Consider the following 17,204-nt stretch of genomic DNA (forward strand, 5'->3'; position numbering starts at 1 on the left):
GATGAACCCCCTCCTGCGACAAAGGCTTGCACAACGACGCCGACCCGCATTAGGCGCAAGCCGTCGAGGAAGAGTGTCCGAGTGGTTTAAGGAACCGGTCTTGAAAACCGGCGAGGGTGCAAGCTCTCCGTGGGTTCGAATCCCACCTCTTCCGCCAAGATACCATGCGCAAGCGTTCTTAGTCGTCCACTCCTCCTTGCAAATCCGCCGTTTCTGCCCCCAGATGTGACGGACGGGGTTCGCGGCTGTTCTCATCCGTTCACCGCCCCGCATGGTACACCGCATGGTATCGAAACCGGCGGACATGGTATGGAGGCATGGGATGCTGACGGACGCCAAAATCAAAGCCGCGAAGCCGCGTGAGGCTGCATACAAGCTGGTCGACTCGGCGCAGCTATTTCTTCACGTCACGCCGGCTGGCGGCAAGCACTGGCGGATGAACTACACGTTCGGGAAGAACGCGGCCGGCAAGCCCGCGCAGAAGACGCTGACGTTCGGTCCCTACCCCGGCGTGACGCTGGTCGAGGCGCGGCAGAAGCGCGACGCGGCGAAGACGCTGCTGCGCGAGGGGCGCGACCCGGCCGTCGAGAAGCGCGTGTCGATCGAGGCGCGCGCCGCCGACCATAGCAATACGTTCGAGATCGTAGCGCGGCGATGGTTCGAACTGCGCAAGGCGATCTGGTCGCCGGTCCATGCCGACGACGTTCTTCGCAGCCTCGAGCGCGACGTGTTCCCGGCGATCGGCGCCCTCCCCCTCTCCGCTATCGATAGCCCGATGATCCTCGGGCTGCTGAACGCGGTCGAGCAGCGCGGCGCGGTCGAGACGGCGCACCGCCTGCGCCAGCGCATCTCCGACATTTTCGTCTACGCCATTGCGGCTGGTGGCCTTGCCATCGCCGACCCAGCCGCCAGCCTCGGGAAGGCGTTGCGGAAAAAACCGCGCGCGAAGAAGCAGCCGTCGGTGATCGACCGCCTGCGCGACTATGACGCCCAGGTCGAAGCGGTCCGCACGATGCTAGCGAAGTGCGACGCCGAACGGTGCCGCGCGTCGACCAAGCTGGCGCTGCGCTTGCTGGCGCTGACGGCGGTCCGACCTAACGAGGTTCAGAACGCCCGGTGGGAGGAACTGGAAGGGCTCGATGGGCCGAACCCGGTCTGGCGCATTCCAGCCGCCCGCATGAAGGGCGATCAGGATCGCAAGGCCGAGGACGGCGGCGATCACGTCGTTCCGCTCTCGACCTATGCAGTGGCGACGATCGAGGCGCTGCGTCCGCTGACCGGCGGCTATCAGCTCATGTTCCCGAGCGAGCGACATGTGCATCGTCCGATCAGCGAGAACACGCTGCGCGCCCTGCTCATCCGCGCCGGCTATTATCAGCGCCATGTGCCGCACGGCTTCCGGTCGGCGTTCTCGACGATCATGAACGAACGACCCGACCGCCAAGATGGCGACCGGGCCGTGATCGATCTGATGCTCGCGCACGTCCCGAAGGACAAGGTTGAGGGGGCTTATAACCGGGCCGCGTATATGCCTCGCCGCCACGAACTCGCGCAGGCTTGGGGCGACCTGATCGCGTCCGGTCTGGTCGCGCCGGAGGAGCATCTCGGCAAACCGATACGCTGGGCGGCGCATACCGATCGGGAAGCGGCCTAGCCCTGCGGCCGCCTGGGGGCCGCGAGCAATCGCAGTGCCCCCATCATCCCCTCCGCGGCACGTTGGAGGGCTGGACCGAGCGGGAGGAAGCTGCGTTCTATCGCCGCCACCGTTTCACGCCACACGAGCCGTTCCAGCCGCCGCGCCCGCTTCAGCTTACGGCGGTCGCCCGTCCGCCAGCCTTCATATCGAAGTCGAACGGCGCGCCGCTGTCGGTCCGCATCGCGGGGCAAGGGTCGGCGCCTCACTCCGCGCCCCGAGCAGCCATGACCGCCTCTTTCCACGCAACGACCTCGCGCTCGCTCCAACGGCTGGACGCGCCGCCGGGCTTGCAGCACTTCGGGAAGGTGCCTTCGCGCATTTTCCGGTAGATCATCGTTTTCCCGATGCCAGCCAGTTCCTTGACGGCAGACAGGGGCAGCAGTCGGTCGGCGAGGCTATGGTCGACCTCGCGCTTAACCGGCGGCGCCGGGGCGGCAGGGGCGCGCTTACGGGGGCCGGATGCCGGACGCGGCTGGCGGCTGGTCGATGCGGCGGTCATCTCTTGCACCTTTCAATAATGAGGATCCGGGTCCGCTGGACGAGGTCGGCGGCACCGATGCCGGTGGGATCGTGGCGGGCCATGAGCACGCACCACGTTTGTAGGCGGGATAGCTCGTCGAGCAGCGCGCTTGCTTCGTCGTCAGTAGAGCGAGGCGGCAGGATATCAGCACTCGGTCGATGCAGCGCCGCTGTCATGCGGGCAACTCCGTCGATGGCATGTTGCGGACCGAGAGCGGCTGCGCGAACCGATAGAACAGGATGTTGTAGCGGCGATCTAAGGCCTGATGCTGCCACCACTGTTCCGGCCAGTAGGATGCCGAGACGATCGTGCGTTCGCTCAGCCCGCCCCCCTCAAATATCACTTCTACCGCCTCTACTGGATCGAATGGGAATGGCCCGCCGTCGTGCCGTATCCAGCCGCCGCGCGCGACGACTCGCACCCGGGGTTTTGCTTGGGTGCGGCCAGCGCGCGCGAGGCGCGCCAGCCGGGCACGACGCAAGTTCTGATTGCGGATGAACATGATGATGAGGATGGCCGTCAGGACCGAAAGGATTGCGCCCCCAATCAGCGGACCGATGTCGGGGCTGGTCATCGACGATGCTCCTTCGCGAAATCGTTGAGGCCCTTGTGGATCGCGTCGGGAAGCGGGTCGCTGGTGAACTGCCAAGCGATGAACCACACCGCGACCATCTGCAGGACGGTGTCGCCGGTCTGGGCGTGAGACAGCCCGCCAGCGAGCAAGGCGGTGATGAGGGCGCGGCCGAACGTCATGCGCCGTCGCTTTGCCCGCGCGGCTGGTCGGCGGCATCTTTCCGGTCTCCGGCCTTCACCGTGCCGACCTCCTGCATGATGATGAAGGTGCTTTCCGGGTGGCTCGGCAGCAGCCGGTTCGCCTCGGTCTCGGCCGACGCAAAGGTAGGGTGCCGGAACCGAGGGTTATGGGAGGTCGATTTATGGCCCGGCTTCACGACCTTCCCGCCCGCCTTCCGGTAAAGCAGGAACTTACCGCGGAACGAGGTCGTGACGCCGTCGATCACGGCCGGGGCGCTGGGGGTATCGGTCATCGCTTGTTGCCTTTCAGGCGTTGGGGATTGATCGCGGCCCAGACGATCGCCCGCCGGCCGCTGTTGTTGCGGCGGCGTTCGCCGGTGTCTCGGACCATGCCGAGCCGCGCCAGTTCGGTGATCCGCGGGCGGATCGACAGGATCGACATACCCAGCCGCCCGGCGACTTGATCTGCCGTCAAGCCGTTGCTGCGCTCGATCTCGTCCAGAGCGCGGGCTCGCAGTGTTTCGGCACGCGGCGCAACCGACGCGGCGGCATCCGACGAGGTGTCACGATCGCGGGCGCCCGGCTGGTGGGGATAGGCGAACATGTCCTTCATGCCGCCTTCCGATCCGCAAGGTTGACGACGGACGCCGTCGGCGCGCGCTCGCCACCGTCCGGGTCGTCGCCTTCCCGCTCCGTCCAGCTGCCGCAACGCCGGTTCTGGTGCGTCCGGGGGAACATCGGCTTCGCGGTATTCGGGTCCGCTCCGATCAGTACGGGAGGATTTACCGTGCAGACGCCCAAGAACATCTCGGGCTGACCCGGCAACGATTCCCACGTCGACTGCGCCGGCGCGCCGGCCTGCCACCATTCGCAGGTGGCGCAGCGTTCGTCCGCGCTCACAGCTGGTAGACCTTATCGACGTGGCCCCTGCCGCCAACAATCGTGCTGTTGACCCAAGTGATCCGGTCTGGTCCCAGCCGCCGGATATGGCCGCGCCGGAGGTGCGAACGCGGCCCTTCCCTGCCATCCGCCAAACCCGATCCGGGCAACGTGGCGCCGCCTGCAATCTTGAGGACGTGAAAGCCCTTCAGCGGCATCTTGCCGGCCTTGCTCCGTTGCCGGTTCAAACGTTCCGGCGCGGGGTGGATTTCGGTGCTGACGTTCTTGCAAGCTAGTGCGACGCACAGGTCAACGTAGGCGTTCACCTCGTCCATCATATCGGCCTGCAAGTGGTCGATGACGACCTCGGCGGAGCCGTAGTGCTGAAGGCCGAGCGTGATCGTCTCGGGGCTGAGCGTCACCATCGAGAGCGGAATCGTCTTGTGCTTCACGATCGCCCGCGAAATGCGTCCGCTCTCGATCGCGGACTCTCGGAAGGCGGACTGGTCCTCGCGGTGCTGCCATTCCGCGTCGTACGCGATGTGCGCGGCGATCGAGCCCAAGAGCCATTTGCCGGTGTTCCCGTTCAGGAAGATTGCCGCAACGACGACGCCCGGCGACAAATCCGACCGGTGCCAGGCACGCAACTCGTCCGGCAGATCGTCCTGCCATTCCCACGCCAAGGCGATGCGCTTGGGGCAAGGAACAGCGGTATAGGCCCCCTGCTCCCACGCGGCGCGCTGCGCGGTATATTCGAGCGCCATCACCGGGAACGCCGGCTTCAGCAGCAAGCCGGGCACCTCGGGCCGCGGCTTCGTGCGGTCGAGCAGCTGGCCGCAATCCGGCAACTGGAAAACCTGCGCCTCTCGCAGCTTGCAAGCAACGTAGAGATTCCCGGCCCGCGTACCCGGCGCTTCGGGGCACGGATAGTTGAGCAGGTCCGCAATGGCCTTCGGGCAGAAGTTGAGTGCGTCGGCCATGTTACCGACCCTCCGTCGCAGCGAGCCGCAGCGCGTCCGCAGCGCAGCGCGCGAGTATACGGCCGCCGTTTACGTCGAATGCTGCCAGATCTATCGCGGGGGCACCGTTTATAAGCGACGGTTCGAGGTAGTGGATTGCGTAGAGCAACTTGACTGCAACGTCAGTTATTGACGCGGCGTCAAAGTCCCATACCGCCTTCGCGGCGATTTCCCGCGCATCCGATCCAGTGTCCGAGCCGTCATCGCCAAGAAAGCCGGCTAGGTAACTTTCCGTGGCTGTACGCAATCCTTCAGAAGTCTGCGCCGGTACACCGGGTAGGAATAGATACCGCATGCCGGCTGGGATGCTGAGTGGCGACGGTTCCATATTATCGACCCTCCCCTTCGAGGCGACGCACGTCGGCCAGCAGCACGTCGGCCCACTCCTCCACGCCGCAGCCGCGTTCGCGCATGAGCTCGATCTTCTCGGCGACCGCCACGAGATCCGGGGCTGGCGTCTCGATCAGCGCGTCCATCGCGACGCAATAAGCATCGAGCGCGCGATCGGCGGCGTCGTCGCCGTCACCCAAGCCGTCGGAATAAGCGCGGGCACGCTGGTAGATGCGCTTGGCGCGCTTCCACATCGCCGGGTCTTCCTCCCAGACGATCCAGCCGTTGCCGACTGACCGACCGCGCTCGCGAGTGAGATCGAGGATTGCGGCCGGGTCGGCGGCGTCGAAAGCATGCACGATGTCGATGCGGCGCGACATCTCGGCATCGTCCAGTTCGATCGCGAACAGAACGCGCGCATCCAACCCGGTCTGAAAGCGCTCCGGCTGGACGCTGTCGATCATTACGCGCCCACCAATCGAAAGGAACGCGAGCGCACTGTCGAGTGGCGTGGTCATGCCTGTGCCTCCCGCGGCGCGGGGAAGCGTTCGCCGCTCAACCGCATACAGCGCCGCAGATCGAGCCGGTCGTATGCGTTCAAGGGCTGGACGTCGATCGAGGCGAGGAAGGCGACAATGCTGGTCCCGGCAATCTGGATCAGGTCGCCCGCCTCGGCGATCTCCTTCACGTCCGGGTTTTCCGGGTCAGGGTCGATCTCTTGGCTCGCCAGTTCAGCCATGCCGGATACGAGCGAGAACACGTCAATCAGCGATTGCGGTTGCTGCGCGAGCATGACGTGCAGCAGCCGGCTATTGTCCCACGATAACTGCCGGCTAAGCGTGACTTGCAGATCACCGGGCGGCCGGTCGATCGCGTCCTGTCGATCGGATATGTCGCTGCGCAGCTTTGCAAGCGTCTGAATCGGCGTCGCCGGGTCGAAGGCAGCAAGTCGGCTGGCGTCAGCCATCAAGCGTTCGCCCTGATCAATGCCGGCAAACATCTTCCGCTCGACCATGAACTCGATCTTCGCGGCAAAGTCGGCTGGTCCGGCCACCGGAAAGTCGGCGACCGCGTACTCGTCTTCGCACGTCTTCGCGCAAAGGATGTCACTCTCGCTGATGACGGCTGGATCGATCGTAATCGCGGGCGCGCCGGCAGTCGCCGCGCGGCTCTCGGCCCGCTCAAGCGGCTCGTACACTTCCCGGTAGTGACGATCATCGGCCGCGCCGGATGCGCGAGCCGCGGCGATCAGCGCGGTCAACGCTGGGGAGATGTGGCCCATGGGTCAGCCCTCCACCTGGGCGAAGGCGAACGCTTCGCGCTCAAGAATGCCGTTCCAGCAGTCGGTGTCCCGCCCCCCGCCGTGCGCAATCAGGAATTTGAACGCGAACGCGGCTGCGTCCGGCGACGGAATCGCCATGAGGACATCTTCGGCATTGCTGCGGCGGACCAGCCAGCGCTCGGCGGCTTCCTTATCACCGGCGGCATCCGCTTCGTTCTCGCCCTCACGCGCAACGACATAGGCCGCGCGCGCAGTCGCCCATTCGCTGTGAAGTCGGGTCGGCGACCGCTCGGCGCTGGCGAACCGGGCGGCGTCGTCCATGACCGGCTTGATGCCGGCCGCGCTGTAGCTGGCGGTGAAGCCGTCCTGCTCGATTTCGAGCACTTCCTGCATCTTCCACAGCAGCGCGGCCATATGCGGCGAGGGCATCTCGAACGCAGCAGAATATGCGGCGTCCTGCCGCTCTTCGGCAGCGATGATCTCGCTGTTCAGCATCGCTCTCGCGGCTGGATCGTCAGTCACCGCATGCCTTGCATAAAGCGCGTTGACGGTCGATCGGATCGAAGTCAGGTTCCACTGCGCCGCGTCCCAGGCCGCCGCGCTTCCGATGTGCGGATGATACGAGACGGCGGCGAGCCGGGTCGCGATGCTGTCGGCTGGTGGGCTGAACATGGGCGGGGTCCGCGTGCCGCGGGCAGCAGTCTTCGGTTCGCTCGACGGGGTCGAGCGGGTATCGTCGGCGGCCATAAGCCATCCTCCCTGCGTTGCGTGGGTCGCAGGTGGATCGGCGGAGGCTGGCCCCTATCGCTGGCGGCCGAGCACGACTTTCCTATCCCTGCGGATCAGGGTCGGCGAGCCATGCGGCGGCACTTACCTGATGCCGCTTATATTCTTCGGTTTTTCCGAAGTCGTCAACGGGGCATTTCTGTTTTTCAGAAGTTTTGCAGCCCGGAGGTTACGCGGCCGATAATACGGAAGTCGAAATTCGCGATGCTAAACGGTTCGAACTTGGGGTCGTCGGACACGGGCTCGAACCGCGCCGGATCGGCCCGGTACCGCTTAATCGTGCCCTCGCCATCGCCGTTCATAAGTAGATACAGCTTGCCGACGAACAGTTCACGGTCGTCTGGATCGACAACCGCGAGCGAGCCTTCCGGCAAGAGTAAGTTCATGCTCTGACCGACGACGCGAACTGCAAACTTCCCCCTGTCACCGGCCTGCTCCGGGAGCCACGCCTTCTCTTCGGTGTGCTCGATAGCTTCGATCCAGTTCCCTGCCCCGGCCATGCCGATCACCGGGATTTCACGACCTTGGCGGGCGCGCGGCAGCAGGGGCAGCAACTTCGCGGCTTCGTCGTGCTTCAGCGTCCGACGCCCCTTATAAAGGTCCGTCACCCCCGATGGCGCTATCAGCAGGATCTGAGCAATAATGTTCTTCGGGACACCCGCGGCTTGCAGGCGTTCCAGAAGGTCGAGCGAGGGGGACTTTTCGGTCATAGGCATTTCCTAGCCGCCCGCTCGCTAATGCGAAATACGGAATATCCGAAGTAGGTTCTTGCGCCGTTCTCCGAATTGTCCGAAAATGAGGCATGGACCCCGTAACAGAACTGCTTGGACCGCGAGGGCGGGTCGCCGCGATCGCCCACGTCATCCGTTCGCCGCATGGCACCGTCTGGGAATGGAAGCGCAACGCATCCATTCCGCACTGGCGGCGGCCGGCGGTTCTTGAGGGCGTACGACAGTTGCGCATTACTCCCTCGCCGGAGGTCATTGCCTATCTCGCAGCCGTCGAGGCGGAATGACCAGCCGGCGGCGGGGGCAGCGCATGCCCGACGACGAGTTTCGGCGCGTTATCGATGCGGCGAAGGATCGCCACAACCTCTCCGACATCATCGGTCGGCGAACGAAGCTCAAACCGAGCGGCGGGCGTGAGATGGTAGGCCTTTGCCCGATCCATACCGAGCGCACACCGTCGTTCTACGTCATCGACGATAAGGGGTTCTATCACTGCTTCGGATGCGGCGCGCACGGCGACCACATGACGTTCCTGACGAAGGTCGACGGCCTGAGCTTTCGACAGGCGTTCGAAGCACTGACAGGCGATACCTTCCCGATCGTTTCAGAAGCGGAGCGCGCGCAACGGAAGCGAGAGGCGGAAAGCGAGACCCGCCGCCGCATCGTTGCCGGGCGGAGCGTGTGGCACGGCGCTGTGCCGGCGGCGGGGACGCTGGCAGAGACGTACCTCCGGTCCCGCGGCATCACCATGCCGGTGCCGAACACCGTTCGCTTTGGGCGGCTGGACTATTTCGATCAAGAAACCGGCGAGGTGATCGCCACCGACGTCGCAGCCGCGATCTGCGCGTTGCAGAACGCCGCCGGCGACGTCGTCGGGGTGCAGCGCATCTACCTTTCCGCCGACGGCCGCCGGAAGTTCGACGTTCCCAAACCGAAGCTATCGCTCGGAATCATCGTCGGGTCGGCGTTCCGACCCGGCGGTCACGCCCTCGGTTCGGGTACCACGGCCGTCATATGCGAAGGCCCGGAAGACGGGCTGACCCTTGCGCAGGAGCAGTCCCACTCCGTGCTCGTCGCATGTGGCACCTCGCTGATGCCACGGGTCGAACTGCCGGCGTGGATCGCATCGGTCATCGTTGCCGGCGACAACAATGCGCCTGGCCGGACTGCCGTGAAGAATACTGAGGAAGCGTTGACGGTTCTGGGCATCGCGACGCGCGCCACCTTCCCGAAGGAAGGGTTCAAGGACTGGAACGATCAGCTGCGGGACATTCGCGCGTGACCGGGGCCTTCGAACTGCAGATGTCGTCCGCCGACACGACCAGCCCGCTTCAGAACGCCGCTGCCGAGATCGGCCTGCTGGCCGACCTGATCGACGACAATCGGCGCATCGACCTCGTCGCCGACAAGCTGCGTCCGGTTGATTTTGCCGTGCCGCTATACGGTGACGTCTACGCCCGGATCCTCGAAATTTCCGCCGCCGGTATGGCCCCAGACGTCGTGACGCTCGAACCCTATTTCGCCGCGAACGAGGAATGGCCGCGCGCTCGCAATATCCTGTCGGCGGCGAGCATGAACAGCGGCCCGCTGACGCGCACGAAAACGTACTTCGACCAGATTCGCGAGCTTTCCGCCCGACGCAGGATGACGGCTGGCCTACAGCACGTTGTGGCGTCGACCCGCGATCTCGACGTCACCCGCGACGAATTGCTTGCTGAAGCCGATCAAGCCGTTGCGGTGATGGCCGAAGAGGCAACGACCCAGCAGGCAAGCGTCGGCGAGTATGCACAGGCCGTCATCGACAGCTTCGGCAAGCCGATCGTGGGCGTCCGGTGCGGCATGATCGGCTCGCTCGACGATGCTCTAGGTGTCGTCCGTCCGACACACCTCATCGTCGTCGGTGGACGGCCCGGCATGGGCAAAACCTCGCTCGTCACCAGCTATGCGATCGGTGCTGCTGCGCGCGGGCACGGCGTCCTGATATTTTCGATGGAGATGAGCGCCGACGAACTGACTCGTCGGATGCTGTCGGACATGTGTTGCACGAACAAGGGGGCCGTTCAGTACGAACAGGTCCGCGACGGCACCGTGCAAGGTAACGACCTGCGCGCCGTGCTGGACGCCCAGCGGCGGTTCGAGCAGTTGCCGTTGCACGTCAACGAAACCGGCGGTCTTACTCTCGCCCGTCTTATCCGACAGGCTCGGTCGCATAAACGTCGGCTGGCCGCCAAGGGTCAGAAGCTCGAGCTCATCATCGTCGATTACCTCCAGCTTATGGGCCACAGCCGCAAAGGCATGTCGCCGTACGAGCACGCCTCCGAAGTCAGCATGGGGCTCAAAGCCTTCGCGAAGACCGAAGGGCTGGCGGTGATGGCGGTAGCCCAGCTGAGCCGCAACGTGGAACAGCGACCGGACAAGCGGCCTGTGCCGTCCGATCTTCGCGATAGCGGCCAGATCGAACAGGACGCTGATGCGATCCTCTTCGTCTACCGCGAAGAGTTCTACCTGAAGATGCAGGAACCCGAAGATCAGTTCGGCCAGAAGTACGAGGAATGGCGGACGGATATGGAGGCGGTGCGCAACCGCATCGAGTTCATCGTCGCCAAGCGACGCAGCGGCCCTACGGGGAAGGCAAGCGGCTGGTTCTTCGGCGCAAACTCGGCGGTGCGCGGCGCCGACTTCTACAAGATGGATGGATATTGATGGCTCGCATACGATCGATCCACCCCGGCCTATGGACCGACGAGAAGTTCGTCGCGCTTTCGCCCATTGCCCGCCTGTTCTTCATGGGCGTGTGGTGCGAGTGCGACGATAACGGATCGTTCGAATGGTCGCCGCTCAAACTGAAGATGCGGTTGCTGCCAGCCGACAATTTCGATGCGTCCGATCTTCTGGCCGAATTGGAAGTCGGCGGCGTGATTCTACGCTACGAAGAGGCCGGCCGCAGCTATGGCGCGGTCCGTAACTTCTGTCAGTACCAACGACCCAAAAAGCCGACGTCTGTGCATCCTCAATCCGACGCAGTTCGCGAGTGGGTCCGAACCTCTGCGCGGCTGACGCGCAACGGATCGGAACCGGAGGGCGAACCAGACGCGGACAAGGGGTCGAAGGGAGGAACTAAGTCCGGTTCAAAGGGGGCAAGTGGGGAAGTGGTGGGGAAGCGGTTCCCCACTGGTGGGGAAAAGTCGCGCCAGAGGAAGGAGGAAGGAGGGAGTGGTAGTTCCGTTACTGACGTAACGGGCGCCACGGCGCCGGGAATTGATCCCGTCAAAGCCCTCTTCGACGCTGGCGTTGCGATGCTCGTCGCCGCTGGGAAGACCGAACCACAGGCGCGGCGCATCATCGGCAAATGGCGCGGCGATCAGGGCGACACATGGACGCGAGAAGCCATCGCCAGCGCGGCTGGTGCGTCCGATCCGGTCGCGTTCATCGAGGGACGCAAGCGCAGCCAGACCGGCAACGCGGACGAGGCGCGCGCTCTCAGCGCCGCCCGCGCTGAACGATATCGACGGATGAACGACATGCCGGGGCCGCCGCCCGGCTGGAACTCGGGGGTAAATTGATGAACGACGCTAAACTTCCAGTGTCCCAGCGTTGGTGCATCCTTCGCACGACCGGACCCCGAACGCTGCCCCTTGCGCGCTCGCTGACCGATGGCGGGTTCGAGGTTTGGACGCCAACCGCTCCGAAGCTGTCAGACCGTGCCGGGGTCGACCGGGTCGAACAGCCGATCGCGCCGACGTTCGTGTTCGCCAAGGCGCAGCACACGATCGATCTGCTGGCGGTGTCACGCGATCCGGCCAGCCGCCATCCTTCGTTCTCAGTATTCCGCCGTCTTAATCGAGTGCCGTTCATCGGACCCGCCGGCATGGCTGGGCTGCGCGATGCGCAGGCAACCGCCGAAGCGGAGTTCGTCGCGCTGACCGAGAAGCAGACGCGGGAGGAGATGCGGCGGGAGCGCGTTGCGCAACTGCAACGGGACCGCGCCCGGCGGAAGGCTTTGCGTTCCCAGCCTCTCGGCGCCCTTGGCCTCGGCACCTGGGTCGAGGTGCAGGAGATGCCCGCGCTCGTCGGCCTGCAAGGTGAGATCGTGGAAGAGAGAGGCACCGCTGCCGTCGTCGCGTTCGGCGGGCTGTTGCGTATGGAGATTGAGGCTTGGCGGATGATTGCCGTTGATGTATCGGGAAACCTTACATGCACCGCCTGAGCGGGCTCCGCGGGTAGTTGATCTTGGCCGTAGTGCCACTGCGCTTCCTCGCCCCAACGTATTCGCTGCGCGCGAGTGCCACTCCGCAAGGCTGCCTGAAATCCACGCCTGCTCGTACCGAAACCCGACCACGGCGGCGGGTTCGAAGCCTCCCCTCGCACGTTGCGCAATCCGGTAGCGGGCAGTGGATGCACGGAAGCCGGCAAGGGGTTGAACGCCGATCGCATCCCTCAGGAGGCGGCACAATGCCAAGGAAGCCGCCCGCCCTGACCGTCCGCCGCTACGTCCCGCGAAGGTCGTGGGATCATGGGGGCAAGAGCCGGCACGAGAGAGGGTATGGGAGTAGTTGGGACAAGCTGCGCAAACAGGTGCTTACCGAAGAGCCGATGTGCCGTTCGTGTTTTCACGAACGGGGTGTCGTTACCGCCGCCACGCAAGTCGATCACATCGTCCCGAAGGCAAAAGGCGGCACGGACGCCCGGTCGAATCTGAGGCCAATCTGCGCTGACTGTCACGCGACGAAGAGCGCCGAGGATCGCGGGCATCGGCTGCGCCCCACCACCGGAGAAGACGGATGGCCGATAGCGTGATCCCTAGCCGCCTGTCGGTCTACGACGAGGATTTTGACGCGTCACTGATTCCGCTGACCGTGAAGCTGGACGGTGTCGAGGTCGAGCACGTCGTCGCTTACGACATCGAGGCGGGCACGGTCCTGCACTGTCCTCGGGATGAGCAAGGCGACGTGAAGTTCGACCCGGTCGCCGAGGAGATCGTGACCGAGACCCTGTGCGGGGTCGTCACCGTCGAGCGAGGCCCGCCCCCGCCGACCCCAACGCGGCCTGACTGGTACCACGAAACAATATTGCGCGATTAACCCCTAGGGGGGGGGAGACCGGAAAATTGGGGGTCGTCGCCCCCTAGTACCGACTCCGACCCCGATCTTCATCGCTAACACAGGATTTTCGATCATGACCCGCCGCAAGCAGCGCATCGATAGCGTGGCCGGCGCGGTCGCGACCTTGGCGAAGGACGGGGGTGTCATCCGTCCGCCGGCGCATGTGCAGCTTGAGGAACGGGACGAGCCGTTCTGGCGATCGGTGATCGCCGAGTTTGCGCGCAGCGAGTGGACCGACCACCAGCTCGAACTGGCGGCGATGCTCGCACGCAAGATGTCCGACCTCGAACTGCTGCAACGCCAGCTGCGCGAGGACGGGTTCACGACGATCAACGCGTCCGGCTCGCCGATGAGCAACCCGCTGATTCAGTCGGTCCGCATGTTCGACGCCTCGATCCTGTCGACCCGCCGTAGCCTGTCGCTTCACGCGCGCGCGAGCGCGGGCGAGGCGCGCGATGTCGGGAAGCGCCGCGCCGCCGCGCGCGAGATCGAGGCCGCGCACGCTGACGACGACGATCTGCTGGCCCGCCCCTCCCTACAGTGAGGCTCCGGCCGGTCGTCAGGCAGGCGATCAAGAGCGGCCCCCTCCCGAAGCTGCGCGACTGGCGGAAATTGCCGACGTCGAAGCTGACGCGTGCCGAGCGGAACATGAAGTTCTGCGAGAAGTACCTGCGGGTGCCCGAAGGCGACTTGGTCGGCCAGCCGATCAAACTCGCCGACTTTCAGGAAGCGTTCTTCTACGCCGTCTACGACAACAAGGTTCTGACGAAACGCGCCATCCTATCGATGGCCCGCAAGAACTCGAAGACCGGCACGATCGCCATGATCGTGCTCGTCCACCTCGTCGGTCCCGAGGCGAAGCAGAACAGCCGCATCGCGTCGGGCGCGCGCAGTCGGAAGCAGGCAGCGGAGGTCTATAACTACGCTTCGAAGATGGCGGCGCTGTCGCCCGATCTTCGCAAGCGGGTGCGAGAGGTGCCCTCGGCGAAGAAGCTGGTCGGACTGCTGATGAACGTCGAGTATGACGCGGTTTCCGCCGAAGGCTCGACCGCGCACGGCGGCTCGTACATCGTGGTCGTGCTCGACGAGGTCGGGCAGGTGAAGGGGCCGCAGGACGATTTCGTTGACGCGATGGTGACGTCGCAGGGTGCCTATTCCGACGGCCTGCTGTTCGTCATCTCGACCCAGGCGCCGACCGACGCCGACATGATGAGTATCCTCATCGACGACGCCGAACGCGCGAACGATCCGACGACCATCTGCCACCTGTACGCCGCCAAGCCCGACTGCGATCTGCTCGACCCGAAGGCACTGGCCGCGGCGAACCCGGCGCTGGGGCTGTTCCGGTCCAAATCAGACGCGGAAGACCAGTTGCAACAGGCCGCCCGCATGCCGTCGAAGGAAGCGACGGCGCGGGTGCTGATCCTCAACCAACGGCAGAACATGGTCGCGGCGCTAGTGTCCGCCAGCGTTTGGAAGCGCGGCAACGTCGAACCGGCACCGTGGGACCAGTCGTCGATCTACGGCGGTCTCGACCTCTCGGCCACGACCGACCTTACCTCGCTCGTGCTGACCCAGCGCCAGGGCGGCGTTCTGATGGCCCGAGCGTGGTTCTGGATGCCGGAGGCGAACGTGGCGATCGCATCGAAGCGCGATCGCACGCCGTACGATGTCTGGGTCAGGAAGGGCCTGATACGCACGACGCCCGGTCCGGTGATCGACTATGCGTTCGTAGCGAGCGACGTGGCTGAGATCGTTGGCGCGCTTCCGGTGCCGGTCACGCGGCTGGCGTTCGACCGCTGGCGCATGGACCGGCTGAAGTTGGAGTTCGACCGGCTCGGAATACAGCTGCCGCTCGAGCCCTTCGGGCAAGGCTTCGTGTCGATGTCGCCGGCGATCGACGCGATCGAGGAAGACCTATTGCAGGGCCGGCTTCACCACGGCGGCAACCCGCCGCTCGCGATGTGTGCGGCGAACGCCGTCGCCACACCCGACCCGGCCGGCAACCGGAAACTGGACAAGGCGAAATCGACTGGCCGCATCGACGGGATGGTCGCGCTGACGATGGCGCGGGGCGTCGAGGCAATGGCGCCGGAAGAGGCAACCGACGTTGCCACAATGATCGGCTGACAAGGAACACGCGATGCAGGTTCTGCACAAGGCGGTCGCGCGCGCGGCCGGCGACGATCCCTATACCTTCGTGATGTCCGACGCGACCGTCGACCGCTACGGCGACGTCGTCGAGCCGTCCGGCTGGAAGCTGACGAACTTCAAGCGCAACCCGATCGCGCTTTTCGGACACGATTCGTCGTTCGTCATCGGCAACTGGAATAACCTGCGGGTCGAGGCCGGAAAGCTGATCGGCGAACTGGTCATGCTGCCGGCAGGTCTAAGCGCGCGGGTCGACGAGATTCGTGCATTCATCGAGGCCAAGATGCTGCGCGCGGTGTCGGTCGGCTTCCGCGGGCTGAAGTCCGAACCGATCGGCAACGGCGGCATCCGCTTCACCGAAAGCGAGCTGGTCGAGTGCAGCGTGGTCGCGATCCCCGCGAACCCGAACGCACTGCAGGTCGCCAAGAGCCTTAACCTTTCCCGCGACACCCAGGCGCTGATCTTCGTCGAGCCCGACCCTGCGATCACCGCCCGCGACGCGCGAACCCTCGGCGAGCCCGCCGTGCCGAAATCCCTTTCGAGGAAACCGAACATGACGACGCTCGCACAGCGCATCGAAGGCGTGCAGGACGAACTGACGCAGCTTCGCGACAATCTTCAGACCGCACTCGACAACGACGCGGAGACCGACACGATCACCGCTCAGATCGAGCAGAAGGACGCCACCCTCGCCTCGCTGAAGCGCGCCGAGGCTGCCCTCGCTGGCGCCACCGGCACCGCCCCGAACGGCACCACCGTCGCGGTCGAGCAGCGCAACGCGCCGAACGAACAGCGCCGCCTGCCCGCCGTTCCTGCGAAGAAGGTCGCTCCGGTCGACCACATCTTCCGTTCGATGACCGTCGGCCTGATCGCCCACGTCCGCAAGGTGCCGCTCGATACGGCCATGAAGCAGGCATATGGCGAAGACGTCGCGACGCGGGCCGTGCTCGACGTTATGACCCGCTCGGCGACCGTGCCGGCCGATACCGTGACCCCGGCATGGGCCGGCGTGCTGGTCGAGACCGCGATCGGCGAGTTCTTCGACCTGCTGCTGCCGACCTCGATCTATCCGCGCCTGTCGGCGATCGGCGGTCGCTTCGGTTTCGGCCGCGCGGGCAAGGTGTCGCTACCGTCGCGCGCGGCCAACCCGTCGGTCGCCGGCAGCTTCGTCGGTGAAGGTTCGCCGATTCCGGTCCGTCAGGGCGGGTTCACCAGCACGACGCTGACCCCGAAGAAGATGGCGGTCATCACCACCATGACGCGGGAGATCACCGAGCACTCGACGCCGCAGATCGAGCAGATCCTGCGCGCGGCGATCCAGGAAGACACCAGCATCGCGCTCGACGTGGTGCTGATGGACGCCCTAGCCGCAACCGCGGTGCGTCCGGCCGGTATCCGCAACGGCGCCATCACCGCCGCCGGCACCGCGGGCGGCGGCATGGCGGCGCTAGTCGCCGACGTGAAGGGCATGCTCATCGACCTGACGGGCTCGACGAACGGCAACATCCGCAACCCGGTCTGGCTGATGAACCCCGGTCAGGCGATCAGCGCCGGCCTCATCCAGGACAACACCGGGCAGTTCCCGTTCAAGGCCGAGCTCGCAAACGGCAACTTCATGGGCTACCCGGCCCTGATCTCTTCGACCGTGCCGGTCGGGGTGGTCGCGCTGGTCGACGCCGCCGACTTCATGTCGGCGACCGGCGACGTGCCGCGGTTCGACGTGTCGGATCAGGCGACCCTGCACATGGAAGACACCACCCCCGCGCAGATCGCGACGGCCGGTGCCGTGCCGTCGGGCGGGCGCGTGCAGTCCATGTTCCAGACCGACAGCCTCGCGCTGCGGATGATCATGGACGTGTCGTGGGCCATGCGCCGCACCGGCACCGTCGTCGTCCGCACGTCCGTCACCTGGTAACCCCCGCTGGCCGGGCTTCGACCCGGCCGGCATCTTATGCGGA

At 65.3% G+C, this 17,204-nt stretch carries 23 protein-coding genes and 1 tRNA gene; 12 read left to right on the forward strand and 12 right to left on the reverse strand.

Features of this window, described 5'->3' with window-relative positions; translation table 11 throughout:
• Positions 1-67 precede the first annotated feature (67 nt).
• Both MF607_RS00750 and MF607_RS00755 read left to right on the forward strand, forming a co-directional pair.
• A tRNA-Ser gene (locus tag MF607_RS00750) sits at positions 68-157 on the forward strand.
• A 165-nt stretch (positions 158-322) separates the two neighbouring features.
• Positions 323-1,654: a tyrosine-type recombinase/integrase gene (locus tag MF607_RS00755; protein WP_242115492.1), complete on the forward strand. Its 1,332-nt coding sequence runs from the start codon at positions 323-325 to the stop codon at positions 1,652-1,654.
• Between the two features lie 244 nt (positions 1,655-1,898).
• Here MF607_RS00755 and MF607_RS22885 read toward each other — a convergent pair whose 3' ends face one another.
• From MF607_RS22885 to MF607_RS00815, 12 genes are all read right to left on the reverse strand, one after another.
• The gene (locus tag MF607_RS22885; RefSeq protein ID WP_347340848.1) at positions 1,899-2,195 is read right to left on the reverse strand and encodes a helix-turn-helix transcriptional regulator; all 297 of its coding nucleotides are present in this window, start codon (positions 2,193-2,195) and stop codon (positions 1,899-1,901) included.
• On the reverse strand, positions 2,192-2,392 hold the full coding sequence (locus tag MF607_RS00765) for a hypothetical protein (protein ID WP_242115493.1): 201 nt from the start codon (positions 2,390-2,392) through the stop codon (positions 2,192-2,194). The genes MF607_RS22885 and MF607_RS00765 overlap by 4 nt, the downstream gene beginning before the upstream one ends.
• Positions 2,389-2,790 (reverse strand): hypothetical protein, encoded by a 402-nt coding sequence (locus MF607_RS00770; protein WP_242115494.1) that lies wholly within the window; start codon positions 2,788-2,790, stop codon positions 2,389-2,391. The genes MF607_RS00765 and MF607_RS00770 overlap by 4 nt, the downstream gene beginning before the upstream one ends.
• Positions 2,787-2,969 carry a hypothetical protein gene (locus MF607_RS00775; protein WP_242115495.1) on the reverse strand — a complete coding sequence of 61 codons (183 nt, stop codon included), beginning with the start codon at positions 2,967-2,969 and terminating at the stop codon, positions 2,787-2,789. Before MF607_RS00775 ends, MF607_RS00770 begins: the two co-directional genes overlap by 4 nt.
• A complete protein-coding gene (locus tag MF607_RS00780) occupies positions 2,966-3,262 on the reverse strand; it encodes a hypothetical protein (RefSeq protein WP_242115496.1) in 297 nt (98 codons plus the stop codon). The genes MF607_RS00775 and MF607_RS00780 overlap by 4 nt, the downstream gene beginning before the upstream one ends.
• Positions 3,259-3,582 (reverse strand): helix-turn-helix domain-containing protein, encoded by a 324-nt coding sequence (locus MF607_RS00785; RefSeq protein WP_242115497.1) that lies wholly within the window; start codon positions 3,580-3,582, stop codon positions 3,259-3,261. Before MF607_RS00785 ends, MF607_RS00780 begins: the two co-directional genes overlap by 4 nt.
• Complete coding sequence (locus MF607_RS00790; RefSeq protein WP_242115498.1) at positions 3,579-3,869, reverse strand: hypothetical protein; 291 nt, start codon at positions 3,867-3,869, stop codon at positions 3,579-3,581. The genes MF607_RS00785 and MF607_RS00790 overlap by 4 nt, the downstream gene beginning before the upstream one ends.
• Positions 3,866-4,828, reverse strand: a complete 963-nt coding sequence (locus tag MF607_RS00795; protein WP_242115499.1) for a hypothetical protein — start codon at positions 4,826-4,828, stop codon at positions 3,866-3,868. Before MF607_RS00795 ends, MF607_RS00790 begins: the two co-directional genes overlap by 4 nt.
• A 368-nt stretch (positions 4,829-5,196) precedes the next feature.
• Entirely contained in the window at positions 5,197-5,715 is a 519-nt protein-coding gene (locus MF607_RS00800) for a hypothetical protein (RefSeq protein WP_242115500.1), read from the reverse strand.
• Positions 5,712-6,458, reverse strand: a complete 747-nt coding sequence (locus MF607_RS00805) for a hypothetical protein (protein WP_242115501.1) — start codon at positions 6,456-6,458, stop codon at positions 5,712-5,714. Before MF607_RS00805 ends, MF607_RS00800 begins: the two co-directional genes overlap by 4 nt.
• 24 nt (positions 6,459-6,482) lie before the next feature.
• Positions 6,483-7,226 (reverse strand): hypothetical protein, encoded by a 744-nt coding sequence (locus MF607_RS00810; protein ID WP_242115502.1) that lies wholly within the window; start codon positions 7,224-7,226, stop codon positions 6,483-6,485.
• Positions 7,227-7,411: 185 nt separating this feature from the next.
• Positions 7,412-7,975, reverse strand: a complete 564-nt coding sequence (locus MF607_RS00815) for a LexA family protein (RefSeq protein WP_242115503.1) — start codon at positions 7,973-7,975, stop codon at positions 7,412-7,414.
• A gap of 92 nt (positions 7,976-8,067) precedes the next feature.
• On the opposite strand from MF607_RS00815, the gene MF607_RS00820 reads away from it, so the two are divergent.
• The 10 genes from MF607_RS00820 (at position 8,068) to MF607_RS00860 (ending at position 17,161) form a co-directional block, all read left to right on the forward strand.
• On the forward strand, positions 8,068-8,280 hold the full coding sequence (locus tag MF607_RS00820) for a hypothetical protein (RefSeq protein ID WP_242115504.1): 213 nt from the start codon (positions 8,068-8,070) through the stop codon (positions 8,278-8,280).
• A gap of 23 nt (positions 8,281-8,303) precedes the next feature.
• On the forward strand, positions 8,304-9,275 hold the full coding sequence (locus MF607_RS00825; protein ID WP_242115505.1) for a CHC2 zinc finger domain-containing protein: 972 nt from the start codon (positions 8,304-8,306) through the stop codon (positions 9,273-9,275).
• Entirely contained in the window at positions 9,272-10,696 is a 1,425-nt protein-coding gene (locus MF607_RS00830; protein ID WP_242115506.1) for a replicative DNA helicase, read from the forward strand. Before MF607_RS00825 ends, MF607_RS00830 begins: the two co-directional genes overlap by 4 nt.
• Positions 10,696-11,556 (forward strand): hypothetical protein, encoded by an 861-nt coding sequence (locus tag MF607_RS00835; protein ID WP_242115507.1) that lies wholly within the window; start codon positions 10,696-10,698, stop codon positions 11,554-11,556. Before MF607_RS00830 ends, MF607_RS00835 begins: the two co-directional genes overlap by 1 nt.
• Positions 11,553-12,200 carry a hypothetical protein gene (locus MF607_RS00840; protein WP_242115508.1) on the forward strand — a complete coding sequence of 216 codons (648 nt, stop codon included), beginning with the start codon at positions 11,553-11,555 and terminating at the stop codon, positions 12,198-12,200. Before MF607_RS00835 ends, MF607_RS00840 begins: the two co-directional genes overlap by 4 nt.
• Before the next feature lie 386 nt (positions 12,201-12,586).
• The gene (locus tag MF607_RS23005; RefSeq protein ID WP_431311885.1) at positions 12,587-12,790 is read left to right on the forward strand and encodes an HNH endonuclease; all 204 of its coding nucleotides are present in this window, start codon (positions 12,587-12,589) and stop codon (positions 12,788-12,790) included.
• Positions 12,775-13,074, forward strand: coding sequence for a hypothetical protein (locus MF607_RS00845; protein ID WP_242115509.1), 300 nt, complete (start codon positions 12,775-12,777; stop codon positions 13,072-13,074). The genes MF607_RS23005 and MF607_RS00845 overlap by 16 nt, the downstream gene beginning before the upstream one ends.
• 94 nt (positions 13,075-13,168) lie before the next feature.
• Positions 13,169-13,639 (forward strand): hypothetical protein, encoded by a 471-nt coding sequence (locus MF607_RS00850; protein WP_242115510.1) that lies wholly within the window; start codon positions 13,169-13,171, stop codon positions 13,637-13,639.
• Complete coding sequence (locus MF607_RS00855; protein WP_242115511.1) at positions 13,636-15,225, forward strand: terminase large subunit; 1,590 nt, start codon at positions 13,636-13,638, stop codon at positions 15,223-15,225. Before MF607_RS00850 ends, MF607_RS00855 begins: the two co-directional genes overlap by 4 nt.
• Before the next feature lie 13 nt (positions 15,226-15,238).
• A complete protein-coding gene (locus MF607_RS00860; RefSeq protein ID WP_242115512.1) occupies positions 15,239-17,161 on the forward strand; it encodes a phage major capsid protein in 1,923 nt (640 codons plus the stop codon).
• Positions 17,162-17,204 lie beyond the last annotated feature (43 nt).

The organism is Sphingomonas lacusdianchii (genome assembly GCF_022664395.1).
Classification (GTDB): domain Bacteria; phylum Pseudomonadota; class Alphaproteobacteria; order Sphingomonadales; family Sphingomonadaceae; genus Sphingomonas; species Sphingomonas lacusdianchii.

Excerpts from the sequence above, each read along its gene's own strand:
- MF607_RS00825 (WP_242115505.1), top strand. The coding sequence starts at position 8,304 with ATGCCCGACGACGAGTTTCGGCGCGTTATCGATGCGGCGAAGGATCGC.
- MF607_RS00755 (WP_242115492.1), top strand. The coding sequence starts at position 323 with ATGCTGACGGACGCCAAAATCAAAGCCGCGAAGCCGCGTGAGGCTGCA.
- MF607_RS00770 (WP_242115494.1), bottom strand. The coding sequence starts at position 2,790 with ATGACCAGCCCCGACATCGGTCCGCTGATTGGGGGCGCAATCCTTTCG.
- MF607_RS00845 (WP_242115509.1), top strand. The coding sequence starts at position 12,775 with ATGGCCGATAGCGTGATCCCTAGCCGCCTGTCGGTCTACGACGAGGAT.
- MF607_RS00810 (WP_242115502.1), bottom strand. The coding sequence starts at position 7,226 with ATGGCCGCCGACGATACCCGCTCGACCCCGTCGAGCGAACCGAAGACT.
- MF607_RS00795 (WP_242115499.1), bottom strand. The coding sequence starts at position 4,828 with ATGGCCGACGCACTCAACTTCTGCCCGAAGGCCATTGCGGACCTGCTC.
- MF607_RS00815 (WP_242115503.1), bottom strand. The coding sequence starts at position 7,975 with ATGACCGAAAAGTCCCCCTCGCTCGACCTTCTGGAACGCCTGCAAGCC.
- MF607_RS00775 (WP_242115495.1), bottom strand. The coding sequence starts at position 2,969 with ATGACGTTCGGCCGCGCCCTCATCACCGCCTTGCTCGCTGGCGGGCTG.
- MF607_RS00820 (WP_242115504.1), top strand. The coding sequence starts at position 8,068 with ATGGACCCCGTAACAGAACTGCTTGGACCGCGAGGGCGGGTCGCCGCG.
- MF607_RS00860 (WP_242115512.1), top strand. The coding sequence starts at position 15,239 with ATGCAGGTTCTGCACAAGGCGGTCGCGCGCGCGGCCGGCGACGATCCC.
- MF607_RS00780 (WP_242115496.1), bottom strand. The coding sequence starts at position 3,262 with ATGACCGATACCCCCAGCGCCCCGGCCGTGATCGACGGCGTCACGACC.
- MF607_RS22885 (WP_347340848.1), bottom strand. The coding sequence starts at position 2,195 with ATGACCGCCGCATCGACCAGCCGCCAGCCGCGTCCGGCATCCGGCCCC.
- MF607_RS00850 (WP_242115510.1), top strand. The coding sequence starts at position 13,169 with ATGACCCGCCGCAAGCAGCGCATCGATAGCGTGGCCGGCGCGGTCGCG.
- MF607_RS23005 (WP_431311885.1), top strand. The coding sequence starts at position 12,587 with ATGTGCCGTTCGTGTTTTCACGAACGGGGTGTCGTTACCGCCGCCACG.
- MF607_RS00835 (WP_242115507.1), top strand. The coding sequence starts at position 10,696 with ATGGCTCGCATACGATCGATCCACCCCGGCCTATGGACCGACGAGAAG.
- MF607_RS00785 (WP_242115497.1), bottom strand. The coding sequence starts at position 3,582 with ATGAAGGACATGTTCGCCTATCCCCACCAGCCGGGCGCCCGCGATCGT.
- MF607_RS00800 (WP_242115500.1), bottom strand. The coding sequence starts at position 5,715 with ATGACCACGCCACTCGACAGTGCGCTCGCGTTCCTTTCGATTGGTGGG.
- MF607_RS00765 (WP_242115493.1), bottom strand. The coding sequence starts at position 2,392 with ATGACAGCGGCGCTGCATCGACCGAGTGCTGATATCCTGCCGCCTCGC.